Here is an 18,912-nt window from a genome sequence, read left to right as displayed (position 1 = left end):
TCAGAACTTCAGGGGAGCACGCTGCGGCACGGAGAATGCGCCGTAATCATTGATGTATTTGAAATGCACCTGGGCGTCGGCGGGTATTGCTTGTGCGACATCCTTGACGGGCAGCTTCAGGCTGCCGCCGGGGGGCACCATGCCCTCTCCCGCCGGTAACAGGCGAGCACCCGGGCCCGAGCCCATGGCCAAGGCAACCTCATTGAAGGTCACGTGATAAGCCGATGGGTTGTGCACTTCCAGTAGCGGTCCCTGGGCACTCCGGTGCAGGGTCCAGCGTAAGTGGGTGGGCGCCTCGTCCGCGGAGCCCGGCAATTGGGCCGGGCGGAAAAACACTTTGGTGCGGATACGAAAAGCGAACTGCAGGTGGTTCGAAGGGGCCTCTTGCGGGCTGCCCTGTGCCACGTTGACCTTGGGCGGTATCTCCAGGGCGTTGAGCCAGAACAACGATTCGCGGTCATCCGGCAGTGGGTCCTGGGTATACACCAGTCGCACTACCTGGCTTTTTCCCGCGTCCATGCGAAACACAGGCGGCGACAGGCTGAACGGCACGTCGCTGCCGGTGGGGTCTTGCGCCGGGTCGCCCTGGTCCAGCCACACTTGGACCAGGCGCGGCGCTCGCTGATCGTCATTGGTCAGGCGCAGCGTGATTTCTCGACGCTGCTGCGGATAGATGTGCCGCGTGCCGTCGATCACTACGCCGGCGTGAGCGGCGGACAGCAACCCGACACTGGTCAGCAGTGCGCTCAGCAGGGGGGTCACTAGCAATGTCCGGGCAAGCATTTCGTCTGTCCTTGCCTGGCGCACGGCCAGGCAACGGGGCCTCGATCAGGGGAACGTCACCGAGTACAGCACTTGCGTACTGACCGGGCCTGGCGTAGCAGTGCCCGTGGCAATGTATTGGGCAGCAAAGGGCAGCGACACCTCGCCGCTTGCCGGGACTTTCGCGGGGCTGGAGTTCTGGCCCAGGCGCAAATCCATGGGCTGGTGGGTGACGCCATCCACAAGTTGCACCTCAACGAGGGTGGCAGGCGTCGGCTTGGCGGGTGCCTGGTTGACCAGGTTACCGGTCGCCGGATTGATCGCGGGGCTGCTGCTCTCATACATCACGGCGACGGTCGTATCCTTCGGGCAGGAACCGACATGGATGTAATAGGGTTTCGCCCCGGCAGTCTGGCCTGGCGCCTTGAGCGCGCTGGCCTGGACCTTGTTGAGTGGCACCGAAAAGTCCGGGCTGGTGCCGGGCGCAGAGCCCGTGCCACCACTGATGCTGCAAGTGGTGCCGGTGATTTCACCGGTCAAGGTGATCTTGCCGTCTGCGGCAACAGCAGGCAGAGCGGCAACGCCGGTGACCGCCAGAAATACAACGGCCAATGCGATAGTTTTCATTACAGATACTTCCTCGTGAATGTCAGTGAAAGAGTTGCAAGCCATGACTCATCAATCGAAGGGCGAGACGCGGCCCTCCCGCCAAAATTGGGCTGAGCGGCTATGAAAGAGGCTGTAGGGATTAAGGGCTACCGAGTCTCTTACGTTTTGCAATGAAGTTTATGTTGCCAAGTTGAAGTGCCCGCCACAACTGACCGAACGGCTAGGTCAGTAGGCGTTAAACAAGTGAGCAGCCCCGTGCAATGCCATCTATCATCGGCAGAGCCCACTCTCTTTTTTACGATTGACTGCTCCCATGCCCCTGACCGTCAAAGGCCCACGAAGCCGAGCCGCACGCTATTTCATCAGCACCCTGTGCGGGCTGCTGCCCATTCTGTTGGGGGTGGTAATTCTTTACTGGCAAGCCGAACGCACGCTCGAGCAAAGCACAGCGCAAACCGCTCAAGAAGCGGTGCGCCAGTTCGACCTGATGCTGGACAATACCGCCATCGCTGCCCAGGCTTTGCTGCCGCTGGCCGGTAAACCTTGTGACAGCGTCGCCAAGTTGGCGCTACGTGAACAAGTCACGCGCCGGCCGTTTGTGCGGGCCACGACGCTGTCCTGGCAGAAAAACATCTATTGCAGCTCGTTGTTTGGCGGTCGCTACCAATCGCCCGTCAACCCGGACGACTATGTCGATGGGCGCCTGTGGTTGATGAATGGCAATCCCGTTACACCCGATACCGCGCTATTGGTGTATCGCCTGGTGGAAGGCGATCAAGGCGCGTTTGCCTCGGTTGACGGTTACCACCTCACCAACGCCTTGCGCCTGATCAGCCGTTACGCGCACGTGGTATTGCACGTCGGTCCGAACTGGCTGGGTGCCGACGGCAAGGTGCATCAAGGCGCGTTGCCGGTATTTGCCGTGGCGCCACAACGCCTGGCTTCCGAGCGCTATCAATACAGTGTCGAGGCAGGGATGCCCGAGGGTGAAGTCTGGCGCTACATGCAGGCGCGGTATCCGGCGCTGTTCAGCCTGGTGGTGTTCTTCGGGATATTGGCGGGGCTGCTCGCTCACTGGCTGCAAAAACGCTCGTCCGCGCCGACCCACGAGTTACAACGCGCCTTGGGAGCCAATGAGTTCATCCCGTATTTCCAACCGGTGGTACGGGGTGACACACGCCAATGGGCCGGCTGTGAGGTCCTGATGCGCTGGAAGCATCCCAAAGAAGGCCTGGTGCGCCCGGACCTGTTTATTCCCCTGGCCGAAGACTCTGGCCTGATCGTGCCGATGACCCGTGCCCTGCTGCGCCAGACCGCCGCGCAATTGGCGCCTCATGCTGCACGTTTCAGCCCTGGCTTTCATATCGGCGTGAACATCACCGCGCGCCACTGCCAGGACATGGCACTGGTGCAGGACTGCCGGGAATTCCTCGCCGCGTTCCCACCCGGCCAGGTCACCCTGGTGCTGGAGTTGACCGAGCGGGAACTGATCGAACCCACCGAGACCACCCGCCGCCTGTTCGAGGCGCTGCATCAAATGGGGGTCATGATCGCCATTGATGACTTCGGCACCGGCCACTCCAGCTTGGGCTATTTGCGCAATTTCAATGTCGACTACTTGAAGATCGATCAAAGCTTTGTCGCCATGATCGGTGCGGATGCGTTGTCGCGGCATATTCTCGACAGCATCATAGAGTTGTCGGTCAAGCTGGATCTAGGCATTGTTGCCGAAGGCGTAGAAACAGCCCAACAGTGTGAATACCTCGTTGCCCAGGGCGTGGATTTCCTACAGGGTTACCTGTTTGGTCGACCATTACCCTGCGATGAATTCATTAAATCGTTGGGTATCGTTGAATAGCCGTGTACCACCTACCATGAAAGATTGGTCTTTCTTTAAAAGACATGATTTACTCGAGATGAATTAACTACTACAATTTTTTCTGCCTGTGCAGAACTCGCAGAAGGGTCTTTTTCGTTGACGTGGCTTAACGTTCTTGGCTTATAGCTTTGTCTGCAGTTGATATCAGCAACTACATTATTGGAGTATAGATTTTGTCCAGACTCGCCGAATTTCGCGCAGCAGAAAAAGCCCTTCAAGAGCAGCTTGCCCAGCTGGAATCCTTGAAGAACGACGCTGGCCTGAAGAAAGAAATCGAATTCGAAGAAAAGCTCAAGACGCTGATGGGCAAATACGACAAAAGCCTGCGCGATGTGATCGCTATCCTCGATCCAGCGCCACGCAAAGGCGGCGCACCGGCCGCCGCGGCGCCAAAACAGCGCCGCGCACGGGTGGTCAAGGTTTACCACAACCCGCACACCGGCGAGCTGATCGAGACCAAAGGTGGCAACCACCGCGGCCTCAAAGCCTGGAAAGAGCAGTACGGCGCCGCCACTGTAGACTCCTGGCTTCGCGGCTGAAACATGTACTAAAAAACAGCCCCGCATACGCGGGGCTTTTTTTGCTCTAACGGTTCGGAATCGAACTTAACTCAGCGTTCATGTTGTTCACATTCGCTCAGCCTGAACCTGTCAAAGTTTCAGACTGTTACGCACCAGACTGACTTCCGCCTTGCTCGCCTCGTACGCTTGCGCCTGGCCCGCGTATGAAAAAACATAGGCTTTGTCGACATCCAGCGCACCGACTAATGTTTGCGACAATACGTGTCGACCGTTCTCGGTAATCACACAGGTAGTTTCCAGCGCATCAAGACGACTCAATGTCGTGGGGTGCATTTTGCTGCACACGCTTTGATAACCGCCGCGGGCAAAGTCTTTCTGGATCGACTTGCGCATCTCCAGCAACACGCCGGGAAGATTAACTTTATGGCCGACCTCAATCGGCGTTCCGGTCAACTCCATCACCATCAACGTGGCGCCATTTTCATCATTCTTGATCGCTCGCTGCCGGGACACTGCTTGGGGTTTGGCAGGGAGCTCGCCGTCAGGCACGACTTCCTCGACCTGCCAACCGCTGGGCCAATGGACTTCCGGCTCGGCGGCCAGCACAAACGGGCTGCCCAACAACACGCACACAGCACTCAACAGTGGCCTACGAAACTCGATCATTGCAAAAACACCCAAGGTTCCAGCCGCAAAGTGTGCGGCCCGGCACGCGCTGACTGCAAGGGTTAGGCGCGCTTTTTCATTTGGCGCAGCCGGTGCGGCTTGCGTATCATGGCCCGCCTGCATGGAAGCAGGCCGCATGCCAATGGACCGCTCATCTCACATTTTTTCTGGAGGGCCCATGAGCCTGCACGAATTGAACACCTTCCCGGGCGTCACTGCCCAACCCGACAACGCCACGGCGAACTTTGTGTTCAACCACACCATGTTGCGGGTCAAGGACATCACCAAGTCGCTGGACTTCTACACGCGCATCCTGGGTTTCTCCCTGGTCGAGAAACGTGACTTCCCGGAAGCCGAATTCAGCCTGTACTTCCTGGCCCTGGTGGACAAGGCCCAGATCCCGGCCGACGCGGCCGAGCGCACCCAGTGGATGAAGTCGATTCCGGGCATCCTCGAACTGACCCACAACCACGGCACCGAAAACGATGCCGACTTTGCCTACCACAACGGCAACACCGACCCGCGTGGTTTTGGCCATATCTGCATCTCGGTGCCGGACATTGTCGCGGCGTGCGAACGTTTCGAAGCCTTGGGCTGTGATTTCCAGAAGCGCCTGACGGATGGCCGCATGAAGAGCCTCGCGTTCATCAAAGACCCGGATGCTTATTGGGTTGAAATCATCCAGCCAGCACCGATGTAATAAGCACTGCGTGACGCGGAGCGTCACCGGATGCATTCCCACGCCGAGCGTGGGAACGAGAAAAACCCCATGATCGCTCATGGGGTTTTTTATTTGCAGCCCAGGATTACGCCGGAGCAGAGGTACGGATCAAGTGATCGAACGCGCTCAACGAAGCCTTGGCGCCCTCGCCTACTGCAATCACGATCTGCTTGTACGGCACGGTGGTTACGTCACCGGCGGCGAACACGCCAGGCAGCGAAGTCTCGCCACGGGCATCGACAATGATTTCGCCACGCGGCGACAGCTCTACGCTGCCTTTGAGCCAGTCGGTGTTGGGCAGCAAGCCAATCTGCACAAAGATGCCTTCCAGGTCGATGGTCTTGAACTCACCAGTGTCGCGGTCCTTGTAGGCAAGGCCGGTGACTTTCTGGCCATCGCCTTTGACCTCACTGGTCAGCGCGCTGGTGATCACATCCACGTTCGGCAGGCTGTAGAGCTTGCGTTGCAACACGGCATCGGCGCGCAGCTTGCTGTCGAATTCGAGCAAGGTGACATGGCTGACGATACCGGCCAGGTCAATGGCCGCTTCCACGCCGGAGTTACCGCCGCCGATCACCGCCACACGCTTGCCCTTGAACAGCGGGCCATCGCAATGCGGGCAGAAGCACACGCCCTTGGCCTTGTATTCCTGCTCACCGGGCACACCCATCTCTCTCCAGCGGGCGCCTGTGGCCAGGATCACGGTCTTGGACTTGAGGGTCGCACCGCTTTCGAAGCGAATTTCGTGCAACTCACCGGCATTTTTTGCCGGAACCAAGCTACTGGCGCGTTGCAGGTTCATGATGTCCACGTCGTACTGACGCACATGGGCTTCCAGTGCGCTGGCCAGTTTCGGCCCTTCGGTTTCCTGTACCGAGATAAAGTTCTCGATGGACATGGTGTCCAGCACCTGGCCACCAAAGCGTTCAGCCGCCACACCGGTCCGAATACCTTTACGTGCCGCATAGATGGCAGCCGAAGACCCGGCCGGGCCACCGCCAACTACCAGGACGTCGAAGGCATCCTTGGCGCTGATTTTCTCCGCGGCTTTCTCGATACCGCTGGTGTCGAGCTTGGCGAGGATTTCTTCAAGGCCCATACGGCCCTGGCCAAAGTTGACCCCGTTCAAGTAGACACTCGGGACCGCCATGATCTGGCGCTCATCAACTTCAGCCTGGAACAGCGCGCCATCAATCGCAACGTGGCGGATGTTCGGGTTCAGCACGGCCATCAGATTCAGCGCCTGGACCACGTCCGGGCAGTTCTGGCACGACAGCGAGAAGTAAGTCTCGAAGCTGAACTCGCCTTTGAGGGCGCGGATCTGTTCAATCACCTCGACACTGGCCTTCGACGGGTGGCCACCGACTTGCAGCAGGGCCAGTACCAGCGAAGTGAATTCATGGCCCATGGGGATGCCGGCGAAACGCAGGCTGATCTCGGCACCCGGGCGGTTGATGGAGAACGATGGCTTGCGCGCATCATTGCCATCGGTGTTCAGAGTAATCAGCGTGGAGAGGCTGGTTACGTCCTGCAAAAGAGCAAGCATTTCCTGGGATTTCGCACCGTCGTCGAGGGAGGCGACGATCTCGATCGGCTGGGTGACCCGTTCCAGGTATGACTTCAACTGAGCTTTAAGATTGGCGTCCAACATACGGGCGATTTCCTGTTCATTCGGTTTATTGCAGACAAAAAAACGCCCGAGCGAATCTCGCCCGGGCGTTTTGAGGGCGGATGCAGCTTACTTAAGTGCGGATACCCGCCCTTGATACGCGTTCACAGACTTAGATCTTGCCGACCAGGTCCAGAGACGGCGCCAGAGTGGCCTCGCCTTCTTTCCACTTGGCTGGGCACACTTCACCCGGGTGGGCGGCAACGTACTGAGCAGCCTTGATCTTGCGCAGCAGCTCGGAAGCGTCACGGCCTACACCACCGTCGTTCAGTTCAACGATCTTGATCTGACCTTCCGGGTTGATCACGAAGGTGCCGCGGTCTGCCAGGCCAGCTTCTTCGATCAGTACGTCGAAGTTGCGGGAGATGGTCAGGGTTGGGTCGCCGATCATGGTGTACTGGATTTTGCCGATGGCTGGCGAAGTGTTGTGCCAGGCAGCGTGGGCGAAGTGGGTGTCGGTGGAAACGCTGTAGATTTCGACGCCCAGCTTCTGGAATTCGGCGTAGTTGTCAGCCAGGTCTTCCAGTTCGGTTGGGCAGACGAAGGTGAAATCGGCTGGGTAGAAGAAGACAACCGACCACTTGCCTTTCAGGTCAGCGTCGGTCACATCGACGAAGCTGCCGTTTTTGAAAGCGGTGGCTTTAAACGGTTTTACTTGGCTGTTGATGATAGGCATCGTTGACTCTCCGTCAGGGGTTAAGAAGTTGATGAGGTGAATCCTACCGGCTCTCTCGGTCGATGGCTCATTGGCAAACCTGATGCTGACGATTGGGTTTCTCTATCAGGTGACGCTATTAATAGAAAAAATCTCAAATCAGCGCTTGGGTTGCCAGGGTCATGCCTAGAAACGGCGTCGCTTCAACATAGCGCATCGCAGATTTCATGTCGTTCCAGCCGACGTAACTCATCAGCGACTTCAAATCCCAACCACTTCGATGCGCCCAAGTGGCGAAACCCCGACGCAGGGAGTGGCTGGTGTATTGATCGGCGGGGATGCCTGCGCGCTCAAGGGCCTGGCGCAATAACGGGATCACACTGTTGGGGTGCAAGCCCTCCTCACCCAGGTTGCCCCAGCGGTCAATGCCGCGAAACACCGGGCCGCGCACCAACGCCGAGGCGCTGAGCCACTCGCTATAAGCCTGCACCGGGCACAGCCGCAGCAACGCTGGGGTCTGGTAGGTTTTGCCGAGGTTGTCACGGTCACTTTTGCTGCGGGGCAAGTACAGGCTGATGCCTGCGCCTGGCACGGCCTGCACGTGCTCAATGCTTAATCGGCACAGCTCATCACTGCGAAAGCCGCGCCAGAAGCCCAGCAGAATCAGCGCAGCGTCGCGCTTGGCCCGCAGCAAGCGCGGCTGGTCGTGATGCTCGCTGGCCTGTTTGGCTTCAATGTCCAGGGCAGCGATTACTTGCTCCAACTGCGTGAGCTGCAAAGGCTCGGCCTGCCGCTCACGCGCCGGGTGCACAGCGCGGATGCCCTTGAGCACCTTGCGTACCACCGGCGCCTTCGTCGGGTCGGCAAACCCTTGGCTGGTATGCCATTGCGCCAAGGCCGAGAGCCGCAGTTTCAAGGTGTTGACTGCCAATACCCCGGCATGCGCCACGAGGTAGCGCGCCACACTCTCGCTGGTGGCCGGCAGAAACCCTCCCCAACTGACTTCGAAATGCTCGATGGCTGCGCGGTAGCTGCGGCGCGTGTTGTCGCGGGTGGCGGCGTTGAGATATCGATCCAGGTCGCTCATAGGCGTCTTTTCGTACTGCTGAAGGGTGGATGGCTGATCAAAATGCTTATGACACGGGATAATACGCCAATATCCCATCTGTTAAATCATGAATTTAAACGAGTTTTTAATCGTGATATAGTATGTATATACATACCACGTACCACAGTACTAAATCGACGGAGACTCCATGGCTCGCGGCGGCATAAACAAAGCAGTAGTGCAAACGGCACGCCTGGCGATCCTCGCCCGTGGCGAAAACCCCAGCATCGATGCGGTGCGTATCGAAATGGGCAATACCGGCTCGAAAACCACCATTCATCGCTATTTGAAAGAGTTGGACGAAAGCGAGACGCGCCAGACCATCACCCAAGCACCGATTGATGATGAGCTGGGCGAGCTAGTCGCACGCCTGTCCCAGCGCCTGAAAGAGAAGGCCCAAGAGCCGATCGACCTGGCCCTGGCGCAATTCGAGCAACAAAAAGCCGTCCTGCTCGCCCAGGTAGAAACCCTGGAAGAAGCGCACACCCAGCTCAAACAGCAATTTGATATCCAGGCCGCTGCCCTCGCTGAAGAAAGCGCGGCGCTGCAAACCGCCAGCACCAGCCTGCAGACCGAGCAAACCCGTAACGCCGGGTTGAGCCAGGCGTGCAGCGACTACGAGCTGAGGCTCAACGACAAAGACAAGCAGATTCGCTCACTGGAAGAAAAACACCTGCACGCCCGCGATGCGCTTGAGCATTACCGCACTGCCATCAAGGAGCAGCGCGAGCAGGAACAGCGTCGCCATGAGGGCCAATTGCAACAGGTACAGGCCGAATTGCGTCAGGCGCAGCAAAGCGCACTGGTGCGCCAGGACGAAATCACCCAACTGCATCGCGACAACGAGCGCCTGCTGAGTGAGCAGCGAGTGACAACCAAGGAATTGAAAGCGCTGCAGGAGCAAGCTCGCCAGGACCAGGCGCTACAGCTGAAACTCAAGGAGCAGCTCAGCCAGATCGACAGCGAACGCACCCTGCTCCAGGAACGCCTGCGGGTTGCCGTGCTGGACAGCCAATCGCGCCAAGCATCACTGCTGGAGTATCAGCAGCACAACAAGGCGCTTGAGCTGGACCTGATCAAGGCCCAGGCAAGCATCGAAGCCCTGCGCCTGGCGACCGTCGTTGCAACGGCGCCAGAGGCGGCAGAGCCAACCTGATCAGTCCGCTACAGGCGTGCGCATGGTGACGAATTCTTCCGCCGCCGTAGGATGCACGCCGATAGTTTCATCGAAATGCTGCTTGGTCGCGCCCGCCTTGAGCGCGATCGCCAGCCCTTGCACGATCTCACCCGCATCCGGGCCGACCATGTGGCAACCCAGTACTTTGTCGGTGTCGGCGTCGACCACCAGCTTCATCAAGGTCTTTTCCTGGCAATCGGTCAGGGTCAGCTTCATCGGCCGGAACCGGCTTTCAAAGATCTGCACGTTGTGGCCATTTTTGCGTGCATCCTCTTCTGTCAGGCCGACTGTGCCGATATTCGGCAGGCTGAATACCGCCGTCGCGATATTGGCGTAATCCACCGGGCGGTATTGCTCGGGCTTGAACAACCGCCGCGCCACGGCCATGCCTTCAGCCAGGGCCACCGGCGTCAGCTGCACACGACCAATCACATCGCCAATCGCCAGGATCGACGGCTCGGCGGTCTGGTAGAGATCATCCACCGCGATGAAACCGCGCTCATCCAGTTTGACCCCGGTATTTTCCAGGCCCAGGTTATCCAGCATCGGACGGCGGCCAGTGGCGTAGAACACGCAATCGGCTTCCAGCACGCGGCCATCCTTCAAAGTGGCCTTGAGGCTGCCGTCGGCCTGTTTGTCGATGCGCTCGATGTCGGCATTGAACTGCAAGTCCAGGCCGCGCTTGGTCAGCTCTTCTTGCAGGTGTTTGCGCACCGAACCGTCAAAGCCGCGCAAGAACAAGTCACCGCGATACAGCAATGAAGTGTGTGCGCCCAAGCCGTGGAAGATGCCCGCGAACTCAACGGCGATATAACCACCACCCACTACCAGCACGCGCTTGGGCAGCTCTTTAAGGAAGAATGCCTCATTGGAGCCAATGGCGTGCTCGCGCCCTGGAATCTCAGGGATCTGCGGCCAGCCGCCGGTGGCGATCAGGATGTGCCTGGCAGTGAAGCGCTCACCATTGATCTCCACCTGATGGGCATCGACCAGGCGTGCATGTCCTTCATGCAGGGTCACGCCGCTGTTTACCAACAGGTTGCGATAGATACCGTTGAGGCGGTTGATCTCACGATCCTTGTTGGCGATCAAGGTCGCCCAATCAAAGTTCGCCTCGCCCAGAGACCAGCCAAAGCCGCTGGCCTGTTCAAAATCTTCGGCAAAATGCGCGCCGTACACCAACAGCTTCTTTGGCACGCAGCCGACGTTCACACAGGTGCCGCCCAGGTAGCGGCTCTCGGCCACAGCCACCCTGGCGCCAAAGCCCGCGGCAAAGCGCGCCGCGCGAACACCGCCGGAACCGGCGCCAATTACATACAGGTCAAAATCGTAGGCCATTTCACTCTCCTCGGCAGTACACCAGCATACCGACTTACATGGGTCTGAAAAACGAAAAAGCCACCCGAAGGTGGCTTTCGCTTAAAACGTGCCGGCAAGCGTGGATCAGTAAGCCTTGCCCGTCTTGTAGAAATGCTCGTAGCAGAAGTTGGTCGCTTCGATGTAGCCCTCAGCGCCGCCGCAGTCGAAACGCTGGCCCTTGAACTTGTAGGCAATCACGCAGCCGTCTTTGGCTTGTTTGAGCAGAGCGTCGGTGATCTGGATCTCGCCACCCTTGCCTGGCTCGGTTTCTTCGATCAGCTTGAAGATGTCCGGCGTGAGGATGTAACGACCGATGATCGCCAGGTTCGATGGCGCGTCTTCCGGCGCTGGCTTCTCGACCATGTCGCGTACGCGGATCAGGCCATCGCCAATATCGTCGCCGGCGATAACGCCGTACTTATTGGTTTCGGTTGGATTGACTTCCATCACCGCAACGATGGTGCAACGGTATTTCTGGTAGAGCTTGACCATCTGGGTCAGCACACCGTCGCCTTCCAGGTTGACGCACAAGTCATCCGCCAGGACCACGGCGAACGGCTCGTCACCGATCAGCGGGCGACCGGTAAGGATGGCGTGGCCGAGACCTTTCATCTGAGTTTGACGGGTGTAGGAGAACGAGCACTCGTCGAGCAGTTTACGGATACCGACCAGGTATTTTTCCTTGTCGGTGCCCTTGATCTGGTTTTCCAGCTCATAGCTGATGTCGAAGTGGTCTTCCAGCGCGCGCTTGCCACGACCCGTGACGATGGAGATCTCGTTCAAACCGGCATCCAGAGCCTCTTCCACACCGTACTGAATCAGTGGCTTGTTCACCACTGGCAGCATTTCCTTGGGCATGGCTTTGGTCGCTGGCAAGAAGCGAGTGCCGTAACCGGCTGCTGGGAACAAGCATTTCTTGATCATATGAGTCCTTACAAAGGGCTGTGCGTACGGAATTCGGCGCAGTCTAATCAGGCCGCAGTCACCTTACAATGGGGTCCTGCTGGCGTTGCGATGTCATCATAGAGAAAAAATGTCGGCGTAAGTTCCGCTGATCCTGCAATGGGTGTCACCAACGGTTGGTCAGAACTCGCATCGACCCCTTGTTTGCAAGGGCTGCAATGGTTTTAGCACGCTTTTGCACCCCTGGCACTGACCCGCAACAACTTGCGCCCTGCCCCGGCATTTGGCGCTATCATGGGCGCCTTGAACCAAGACCACGAGATTGCCAACAGATGTCAGAACCAAAAGGTGTAAACGGCTACCTGATCACTAAGCGAGCAGACGGCTGGCACTTGATCAATTTTCACGGTGACAGCGTTGCCGGCGTATTCGAGTCCGAAAGCATGGCGATCGCCGTCGCCGAAGTGTTTGTGGATGAGGCAGGCCATGCATCGAGCAAGCGGCCGAAAACCAAGTAAGCCTCTTTGCACTGCTTTGAAAGCCCCGTTAAACGGGGCTTTTTTGTTTGTCTGTACCTAGATGGCAGTTCGCTATAATCTTCAACAACGCCACGACAGTGTCAGCGCGCCCTTACAATACCCTCGATGACGACCCCCTCTATGAAAAAAATCCTGGCACTGACCGCGGTACTGGCACTCGCCGGCTGCACCACCGCCTCCGATACCCTGCTGAAAAATGGCGAGCAAGGCCTGACCATCGACTGCTCGGGCGAGGCCAATTCATGGGCCAGTTGCTACGAGAAGGCGGACGCCTCCTGCGCGGGCACCGGTTACCGCATCGTCGGCACCAATGGCACGCCGGCACTCAAGGAAAGCGACAAGACCCTGGGCCAGGACGTGGGCAACTTCAAAGGCCGCAGCGTGGTGGTGGTCTGCAAGTAACGTTGCTACAGGTGCACTTCAGCGAACTTGATCCCCAGGCCCCGCAGGATTTCGATCAGGTCATCCAGGCGAGCAAATGATTCGACCTCATCCTGCTCGTCCACCAAGAAGTAGCTGCGCCCGCCGCTCTTCTTGAAAAATACGATCCACTCGCCCAGATCGGCGGGGTTCTGGATGACATGGGTGGCCGAGATCTGCCCTTCGGCATGGCGGGCTTTGACGTGTTCTCGTTTCATAACGGGCTTTCCAGAAAAACAAATGCCGCTCAAACCCCGGGTTTGAGCGGCATCTTTATAGTGAATGCCCGACAGTTTAACGGATGCATGCCGTCCCTGCAGGGTAAGGGCTTTTTTTATCGGGTGTGAGGGATGAGTCTGGAGTTCAACCGGAAATGCATTCTTCCCCAGCCTTCTTCACGTCGCCTGGGCGGATCGGCACATTGGACATGCTTTCATAAAGCTTGATGCTGCTACCGCTGGAGCGGTCTTCGATTTCAAAGATCGCCGACGGGTCTGCCGAGAACTTCTGCGGCACGATCACCTGAATGCCGTCTTTATGGGGCTCGATCTGCGGCGGCCGACGGGTCGCCTCCAATTTGCGTACCACACACGCCGCATATTCCTGCGGTTTCTTCCCTGAGATGACCACCAATGTTGGCGGGGTCTGCTTGATATCTGCAACCGAAGCACACCCACCTATTGCCAAGGCCAGCACCAACACACTCCACTTCATACAAAAACCTCCGATAAAGACCCTACGACAGCGGGGATGGTAATTTTCTCCCACCAACGTAGGATTTATCTGTGATAACTCGGTAAATAACTGTTTTAAATTGTCGAAGTCGTCGACGACGGCCCGATAATAAACGCGCTGGGGCTGATAAACTCCATCTTAACCTACGTATCGTTCTGATTTTTCAGAAAAAGCCCTTCTGGAGACACCCCATGAAATTCATCCACCAGCGTGAGCACCTCAACGAGGGAGACATTGTCGTCATCGAATGCTCGCAGACCTGCAATATTCGCCTGATGAGCGATGCGAACTTTCGCAGCTTCAAAAATGGCGGCCGCCATACCTACCACGGCGGCGCATTTGATAAATTCCCGGCCAAGATCACCGCGCCCAGCACCGGGTTCTGGAACATCACCCTGGATGTGGTGACCCGTCGCGCCATCAGCGTGACCCGCAAGCCTGCGTTGTCCCACAAGATTCGTATCGTTCGTCGTACCAGCAGCAAGCTGAGCTGACCCGAACACCTGACAGGAAAAAAGCTGTGACCACCACAACCAAATACGTCATCAAGTACAAGCTCAACGGCGAACGCCGCTTTGAATTTGCCCAGTTGCAAAACAACAGCATCGAAGAAGCCAAGCAAGCCTTGGCAAAAATTCATGATGCCAGCGACGAAATCACCGACATCAACGTGAGCAAGGCGCTGTAAGCCATGCCTGGCCCTACCGCCGATTTGTTTGCCGACGAGGCCCTGCAACAGCCTGCCGGGCGCGAGCAAATTGGCGAAGAATCCTACGTACTGAGGGGCTATGCCCTGCCCTGGATCGAGCGGTTATTGCCTGAACTGCGGCGTGTCCTGGTTCAATCACCGTTTCGGCAGATGGTCACCGCCGGCGGCTTTACCATGTCGGCGGCGCTGAGCAGTTGCGGCGAGCTGGGCTGGACCACTGACGCCCATGGCTATCGCTACAGCCCACTCGACCCGCGCAGCCAGCAACCTTGGCCCGTCATGCCCGACACATTGCGCCAACTGGCGGTGGCTGCGGCTACCGAGGCCGGCTTTGGCGGTTTTCAACCCGATGCCTGCTTGATCAACCGTTACGTACCGGGGGCGAAGATGTCCCTGCATCAGGATAAGAACGAGCGCAGCTACAGCGCGCCCGTGGTCTCGGTGTCCCTGGGGCTGCCGGGGATTTTCCTGTTCGGTGGCCATGCGCGCAGCGACAAAACCCAAAAGGTCTCGCTGTTTCATGGTGATGTGGTGGTGTGGGGCGGCGTTGATCGCCTGCGCTTTCATGGCGTGATGCCGATCAAGGACGGCGTGCATCCGGTCATGGGCCCGCAGCGCATCAACCTGACCTTTCGCACCGCCGGTTAATTTGACCGCAAGCTTCGGAGTGTCGATTGCGAGCGGCAGGCTTAATCTGCTCCTGAACCGTCAAGAGTGCAGGCCATGAACAACGAACACGATCCGCGCTGGGCTGCCATTATGGCCCGTGATGCCAAGGCCGACGCCTTGTTTGTCTACGGCGTGAAAACCACCGGCGTGTATTGCCGCCCCAGCAGCGCTTCGCGTTTGCCGCGCCCGGAGAATGTCGAGTTTTTCGACACGCCGGCGCAGGCCGAAGCCGCCGGTTATCGTCCCAGTAAACGCGCTGCCGGCGACCAGACCCAGTTGGCCGCTCACCATGGGCAATTGGTGGCCGAGGCCTGCCGGCAAATCGAACAGGCCGAAACCCCGCCTAACCTGGACATGCTCGCCCGATGCGCCGGGCTGAGTCCCTTTCACTTCCACCGCGTATTCAAAGCCAGCACCGGGTTGACCCCCAAGGGTTACGCCAGCGCCCTGCGTTCACGCAGAGTGCGCGACGGCCTCAAGGGCCAGCATTCGGTGACAGATACCCTGTACGACGCGGGCTTTAATTCCAATAGCCGCTTTTATGAAGCCGCCGACCAAGTGCTCGGCATGAAACCGCGAGATTACAAAAGCGGCGGCGCCAATAACACCATCCGCTTTGCCGTTGGCCAGTGCTCGCTGGGGGCGATTCTGGTGGCGCAAAGCCAACGTGGCGTGTGTGCGATTTTATTGGGTGATGATCCGGACAAACTGGTGCGCGACCTGCAAGACCAGTTTCCCAAGGCTGAGTTGATCGGCGCGGATCAGGGTTTCGAACAACTGGTGGCCCACGTCGTCGGCTTTGTCGAGGCCCCTGCCGTGGGCCTGGATTTGCCCTTGGACCTGCGCGGCACGGCCTTTCAGGAGCGGGTGTGGCAGGCGTTGCGTGAAATCCCTGCGGGCAGCACCGCCAGCTATGCGCAGATCGCCGAGCGTATCGGTGCCCCCTCCTCCTTTCGCGCCGTGGCCCAGGCTTGCGGTGCCAACCACTTGGCGGTGGCGATTCCCTGTCATCGCGTGGTGCGCAGCAATGGCGAGCTGTCGGGCTACCGCTGGGGCGTAGAGCGCAAGCGCCAGTTACTTGAGCGCGAAACCCAGCTCCACAAAACGCCGCTTCCGTCCAGTGAATAAAACAGACTGGCCGGGTGCTGATTGCCCTGCTAAAACAGCGAAAAGCCCTACTAACGCTGGAGAAGCACCCCATGAGCACCTGGCCAGACACCCGCATTCTTGACCTGTTGGGCATTGAGGTGCCGATTATCCAGGCGCCGATGGCTGGCGCGACGACCACCGCCATGGTCATCGCCGCTCAGCAAGCCGGTGCCCTGGGCTCCATGCCTGCGGCGGCGCTGAGCCTGGAGCAACTGCGCGAGGCCTTGGCCCTCATTCGCCAGGCCAATCATGCGCCGCTGAACGTCAACTTCTTCTGCCATCAACCGCCCGATGTCGATGACGCTCGGGACCAGGCTTGGAAGGCCTTGCTGCAACCTTACTACCATGAGCTGGGCGCCGACTTTGATGCGCCAACCCCGGTGTCCAACCGTGCGCCGTTCAATGACGCAGCCTGCCAGGTGGTGGAAGCGTTTCGGCCAGAAGTGGTGAGCTTTCATTTTGGCCTGCCAGAGAAGTCTTTGCTGGACCGGGTAAAAGCCACCGGTGCCAAGGTGCTGTCATCGGCAACCACCGTCGAGGAAGCCGTGTGGCTGGAACAGCACGGCTGCGACGCGATCATCGCCATGGGCATCGAAGCGGGTGGGCACCGTGGCCTGTTTCTCAGCGATGACCTCAACAGCCAGATCGGCTTGATGGCGCTGTTGCCACAGATTGTCGACGCGGTCGGCGTGCCGGTGATTGCTGCGGGCGGAATCGCCGATGCACGCGGCATCGTTGCGGCCTTTGCCCTCGGCGCTTCGGCCGTGCAGATCGGCACGGCGTACCTGTTCACTCCCGAAGCCACTGTAAGCGCCTCCCATCACCACGCGCTGCGCCATGCCCAGGCCAGCGAAACCGCGCTGACCAACCTGTTTACCGGCCGCCCGGCGCGGGGCATCGTCAACCGGGTGATGCGTGAACTCGGCGCAATCAACCCAGCGGCGCCGGCGTTCCCCAAAGCGGGAGGCGCATTAATGCCACTCAAGGCCAAGGATGAAGCCGGTTTCAGTAACCTGTGGGCAGGCCAGGCCCTGAGGCTGGGCAAAGACCTGTCCACCTATGACCTGACCCGCGAATTGGCCGAGCACGCGATAGCCAGATTCACCCGCGACTGACCTGCGCAGCAACTTGGTGCTGTACCGGCAACAGCCTACCGCTATATATTCCCATACATAGCGGTAAGCCTTTTTACCTACAACCTGCCGTACACCTTCAAGGAGTTGCTTCATGATGACCCGCGTTTCGCGTCTGGCCCCCCTGCTTGCCGCCTTTGCCTTGGGTACGGCCCATGCCGATGAAGTGCAGGTGGCTGTGGCCGCCAACTTCACCGCCCCGATCCAGAAGATTGCCGCCGACTTCGAGAAAGACACCGGCCATAAACTGGTCGCGGCTTACGGTGCCACCGGGCAGTTCTACACCCAGATCAAGAACGGCGCGCCATTTGAGGTGTTCCTCAGCGCCGATGACACCACCCCGCAAAAACTCGAAAGCGAAGGCGCTACCGTCAAGGGTTCACGCTTCACCTACGCGGTCGGCACCCTGGCGCTGTGGTCGGCCAAAGAGGGCTATGTGGACGCCAAGGGTGATGTGCTGAAGAAAAACCAATTCAAGCACTTGTCCATCGCCAACCCCAAAACAGCGCCCTACGGCCTGGCCGCCACCCAATTGCTGGCCAGGGAAGGCTTGAGCGACAAGGTCAAGGACAAGCTCGTCGAGGGCCAGAACATCACCCAGGCTTATCAGTTTGTGTCTACCGGCAACGCCGAGCTGGGTTTTGTCGCCTTGTCGCAGATCTACAAAGACGGCAAAGTCACCGGCGGTTCGGCGTGGATCGTTCCGGCGTCCCTGCATGACCCGATCAAACAGGACGCCGTAATCCTCAATAAGGGCAAGGACAGCGCCGCCGCCAAGGCCCTGGTGGACTACCTCAAAGGCCCGAAAGCGGCTGCCGTTATCAAATCCTACGGTTACGAGCTGTAAATGCCCCTGACGAGTGCTGATTTTTCTGCGATCTGGTTGACCCTCAAACTGGCCTCACTGACCACCCTGATCCTGTTGATCATCGGCACACCGATCGCCCTGTGGCTGTCGCGCACCCGTTCCAAGTGGCGCGGCCCCATCGGCGCAGTGGTCGCACTGCCGTTGGTGTTGCCGCCAACGGTCATCGGCTTTTACTTGCTGTTGGCCATGGGGCCCAACGGGTACGTCGGCCAGTTCACCCAGTGGCTGGGCCTGGGCACCCTCACCTTCAGTTTCGCCGGGCTGGTGATTGGCTCGGTGATCTACTCCATGCCCTTCGTGGTGCAGCCGTTGCAGAATGCGTTTTCTGCCATCGGCACGCGCCCGCTGGAAGTGGCCGCGACCTTGCGCGCCAACCCGTGGGATACGTTTTTCACGGTGATCCTGCCGCTGGCACGCCCTGGGTTTATCACCGCCTCGATCCTGGGCTTCGCCCATACCGTTGGTGAGTTCGGCGTGGTGCTGATGATCGGCGGCAATATCCCGGACCAGACCCGTGTCGTCTCGGTGCAAATTTACGACCACGTCGAAGCCATGGAATATGCCCAGGCCCATTGGCTGGCCGGGGCCATGGTGGTATTCGCCTTCCTCGTGTTGCTGGCGCTCTATTCCAGCCGTAAAACCAAGATGGGCTGGAGCTGAT

At 58.8% G+C, this 18,912-nt stretch carries 23 protein-coding genes; 13 read left to right on the top strand and 10 right to left on the bottom strand.

Going from position 1 to position 18,912, the window contains the following annotated elements; genetic code table 11:
* A complete protein-coding gene (locus JJD66_RS06660; RefSeq protein ID WP_233445870.1) occupies nt 1–762 on the bottom strand; it encodes a fimbrial biogenesis chaperone in 762 nt (253 codons plus the stop codon).
* Nucleotides 763–828: 66 nt separating this feature from the next.
* Nucleotides 829–1,389, bottom strand: a complete 561-nt coding sequence (locus tag JJD66_RS06655) for a fimbrial protein (RefSeq protein ID WP_198716175.1) — start codon at nt 1,387–1,389, stop codon at nt 829–831.
* A gap of 295 nt (nt 1,390–1,684) precedes the next feature.
* On the opposite strand from JJD66_RS06655, the gene JJD66_RS06650 reads away from it, so the two are divergent.
* Nucleotides 1,685–3,229, top strand: a complete 1,545-nt coding sequence (locus JJD66_RS06650; RefSeq protein WP_198716174.1) for an EAL domain-containing protein — start codon at nt 1,685–1,687, stop codon at nt 3,227–3,229.
* 194 nt (nt 3,230–3,423) lie between these two features.
* Nucleotides 3,424–3,789, top strand: coding sequence for a histone-like nucleoid-structuring protein, MvaT/MvaU family (locus JJD66_RS06645; protein ID WP_014718508.1), 366 nt, complete (start codon nt 3,424–3,426; stop codon nt 3,787–3,789).
* 111 nt (nt 3,790–3,900) lie between these two features.
* Here the strand turns inward: JJD66_RS06645 and JJD66_RS06640 are convergent, their stop codons facing one another.
* Nucleotides 3,901–4,437: a DUF4946 domain-containing protein gene (locus JJD66_RS06640; protein ID WP_200647876.1), complete on the bottom strand. Its 537-nt coding sequence runs from the start codon at nt 4,435–4,437 to the stop codon at nt 3,901–3,903.
* Nucleotides 4,438–4,615: 178 nt separating this feature from the next.
* Between JJD66_RS06640 and gloA the strand changes: the two genes are divergently transcribed.
* Nucleotides 4,616–5,137, top strand: a complete 522-nt coding sequence (gene gloA / locus JJD66_RS06635; protein WP_003191301.1) for a lactoylglutathione lyase — start codon at nt 4,616–4,618, stop codon at nt 5,135–5,137.
* Nucleotides 5,138–5,243: 106 nt separating this feature from the next.
* Here gloA and ahpF read toward each other — a convergent pair whose 3' ends face one another.
* The 3 genes from ahpF to JJD66_RS06620 all read right to left on the bottom strand — a co-directional run bounded on the left by ahpF (nt 5,244) and on the right by JJD66_RS06620 (nt 8,569).
* Nucleotides 5,244–6,809 carry an alkyl hydroperoxide reductase subunit F gene (gene ahpF / locus JJD66_RS06630; protein WP_198716172.1) on the bottom strand — a complete coding sequence of 522 codons (1,566 nt, stop codon included), beginning with the start codon at nt 6,807–6,809 and terminating at the stop codon, nt 5,244–5,246.
* A 130-nt stretch (nt 6,810–6,939) separates the two neighbouring features.
* A complete protein-coding gene (gene ahpC / locus JJD66_RS06625) occupies nt 6,940–7,503 on the bottom strand; it encodes an alkyl hydroperoxide reductase subunit C (protein ID WP_003191303.1) in 564 nt (187 codons plus the stop codon).
* Between the two features lie 133 nt (nt 7,504–7,636).
* Nucleotides 7,637–8,569 carry a site-specific integrase gene (locus JJD66_RS06620; RefSeq protein WP_200647819.1) on the bottom strand — a complete coding sequence of 311 codons (933 nt, stop codon included), beginning with the start codon at nt 8,567–8,569 and terminating at the stop codon, nt 7,637–7,639.
* 169 nt (nt 8,570–8,738) lie between these two features.
* Between JJD66_RS06620 and JJD66_RS06615 the strand changes: the two genes are divergently transcribed.
* On the top strand, nt 8,739–9,746 hold the full coding sequence (locus JJD66_RS06615; RefSeq protein ID WP_200647818.1) for a DNA-binding protein: 1,008 nt from the start codon (nt 8,739–8,741) through the stop codon (nt 9,744–9,746).
* Here the strand turns inward: JJD66_RS06615 and gorA are convergent, their stop codons facing one another.
* Entirely contained in the window at nt 9,747–11,105 is a 1,359-nt protein-coding gene (gorA, locus tag JJD66_RS06610) for a glutathione-disulfide reductase (protein WP_200647817.1), read from the bottom strand. It lies immediately after the preceding gene.
* Between the two features lie 105 nt (nt 11,106–11,210).
* Nucleotides 11,211–12,050, bottom strand: coding sequence for a UTP--glucose-1-phosphate uridylyltransferase GalU (gene galU / locus JJD66_RS06605; protein WP_003173830.1), 840 nt, complete (start codon nt 12,048–12,050; stop codon nt 11,211–11,213).
* A gap of 311 nt (nt 12,051–12,361) precedes the next feature.
* Between galU and JJD66_RS06600 the strand changes: the two genes are divergently transcribed.
* Entirely contained in the window at nt 12,362–12,547 is a 186-nt protein-coding gene (locus JJD66_RS06600) for a hypothetical protein (RefSeq protein WP_034127495.1), read from the top strand.
* A gap of 141 nt (nt 12,548–12,688) precedes the next feature.
* Complete coding sequence (locus tag JJD66_RS06595) at nt 12,689–12,970, top strand: hypothetical protein (RefSeq protein WP_003191312.1); 282 nt, start codon at nt 12,689–12,691, stop codon at nt 12,968–12,970.
* A gap of 5 nt (nt 12,971–12,975) precedes the next feature.
* On the opposite strand, the gene JJD66_RS06590 is transcribed toward JJD66_RS06595, so the two are convergent.
* Both JJD66_RS06590 and JJD66_RS06585 read right to left on the bottom strand, forming a co-directional pair.
* The gene (locus JJD66_RS06590; protein WP_034127497.1) at nt 12,976–13,206 is read right to left on the bottom strand and encodes a hypothetical protein; all 231 of its coding nucleotides are present in this window, start codon (nt 13,204–13,206) and stop codon (nt 12,976–12,978) included.
* A gap of 145 nt (nt 13,207–13,351) precedes the next feature.
* Nucleotides 13,352–13,702, bottom strand: coding sequence for a hypothetical protein (locus tag JJD66_RS06585; protein WP_003191317.1), 351 nt, complete (start codon nt 13,700–13,702; stop codon nt 13,352–13,354).
* Nucleotides 13,703–13,914: 212 nt separating this feature from the next.
* On the opposite strand from JJD66_RS06585, the gene JJD66_RS06580 reads away from it, so the two are divergent.
* The 7 genes from JJD66_RS06580 (at nt 13,915) to modB (ending at nt 18,911) form a co-directional block, all read left to right on the top strand.
* Entirely contained in the window at nt 13,915–14,217 is a 303-nt protein-coding gene (locus JJD66_RS06580; RefSeq protein WP_003191319.1) for a DUF1883 domain-containing protein, read from the top strand.
* A 26-nt stretch (nt 14,218–14,243) separates the two neighbouring features.
* Nucleotides 14,244–14,411 (top strand): hypothetical protein, encoded by a 168-nt coding sequence (locus JJD66_RS06575; RefSeq protein ID WP_087149541.1) that lies wholly within the window; start codon nt 14,244–14,246, stop codon nt 14,409–14,411.
* A 3-nt stretch (nt 14,412–14,414) separates the two neighbouring features.
* Nucleotides 14,415–15,080, top strand: a complete 666-nt coding sequence (alkB, locus tag JJD66_RS06570; RefSeq protein WP_200647816.1) for a DNA oxidative demethylase AlkB — start codon at nt 14,415–14,417, stop codon at nt 15,078–15,080.
* 75 nt (nt 15,081–15,155) lie between these two features.
* On the top strand, nt 15,156–16,229 hold the full coding sequence (ada, locus tag JJD66_RS06565) for a bifunctional DNA-binding transcriptional regulator/O6-methylguanine-DNA methyltransferase Ada (protein ID WP_200647815.1): 1,074 nt from the start codon (nt 15,156–15,158) through the stop codon (nt 16,227–16,229).
* A 71-nt stretch (nt 16,230–16,300) separates the two neighbouring features.
* Nucleotides 16,301–17,365, top strand: coding sequence for an NAD(P)H-dependent flavin oxidoreductase (locus tag JJD66_RS06560; protein ID WP_200647814.1), 1,065 nt, complete (start codon nt 16,301–16,303; stop codon nt 17,363–17,365).
* Nucleotides 17,366–17,477: 112 nt separating this feature from the next.
* Complete coding sequence (gene modA / locus JJD66_RS06555) at nt 17,478–18,230, top strand: molybdate ABC transporter substrate-binding protein (RefSeq protein WP_197880545.1); 753 nt, start codon at nt 17,478–17,480, stop codon at nt 18,228–18,230.
* Nucleotides 18,231–18,911, top strand: a complete 681-nt coding sequence (gene modB / locus JJD66_RS06550) for a molybdate ABC transporter permease subunit (RefSeq protein WP_200647813.1) — start codon at nt 18,231–18,233, stop codon at nt 18,909–18,911.
* The last annotated feature ends 1 nt before the right edge of the window (nt 18,912 follow it).

Origin of the sequence: Pseudomonas sp. MF6751 (assembly GCF_016613265.1) — a bacterium.
GTDB lineage: Bacteria > Pseudomonadota > Gammaproteobacteria > Pseudomonadales > Pseudomonadaceae > Aquipseudomonas > Aquipseudomonas fluorescens_BV.
This window is presented reverse-complemented; position numbering and strand designations above follow the sequence as displayed.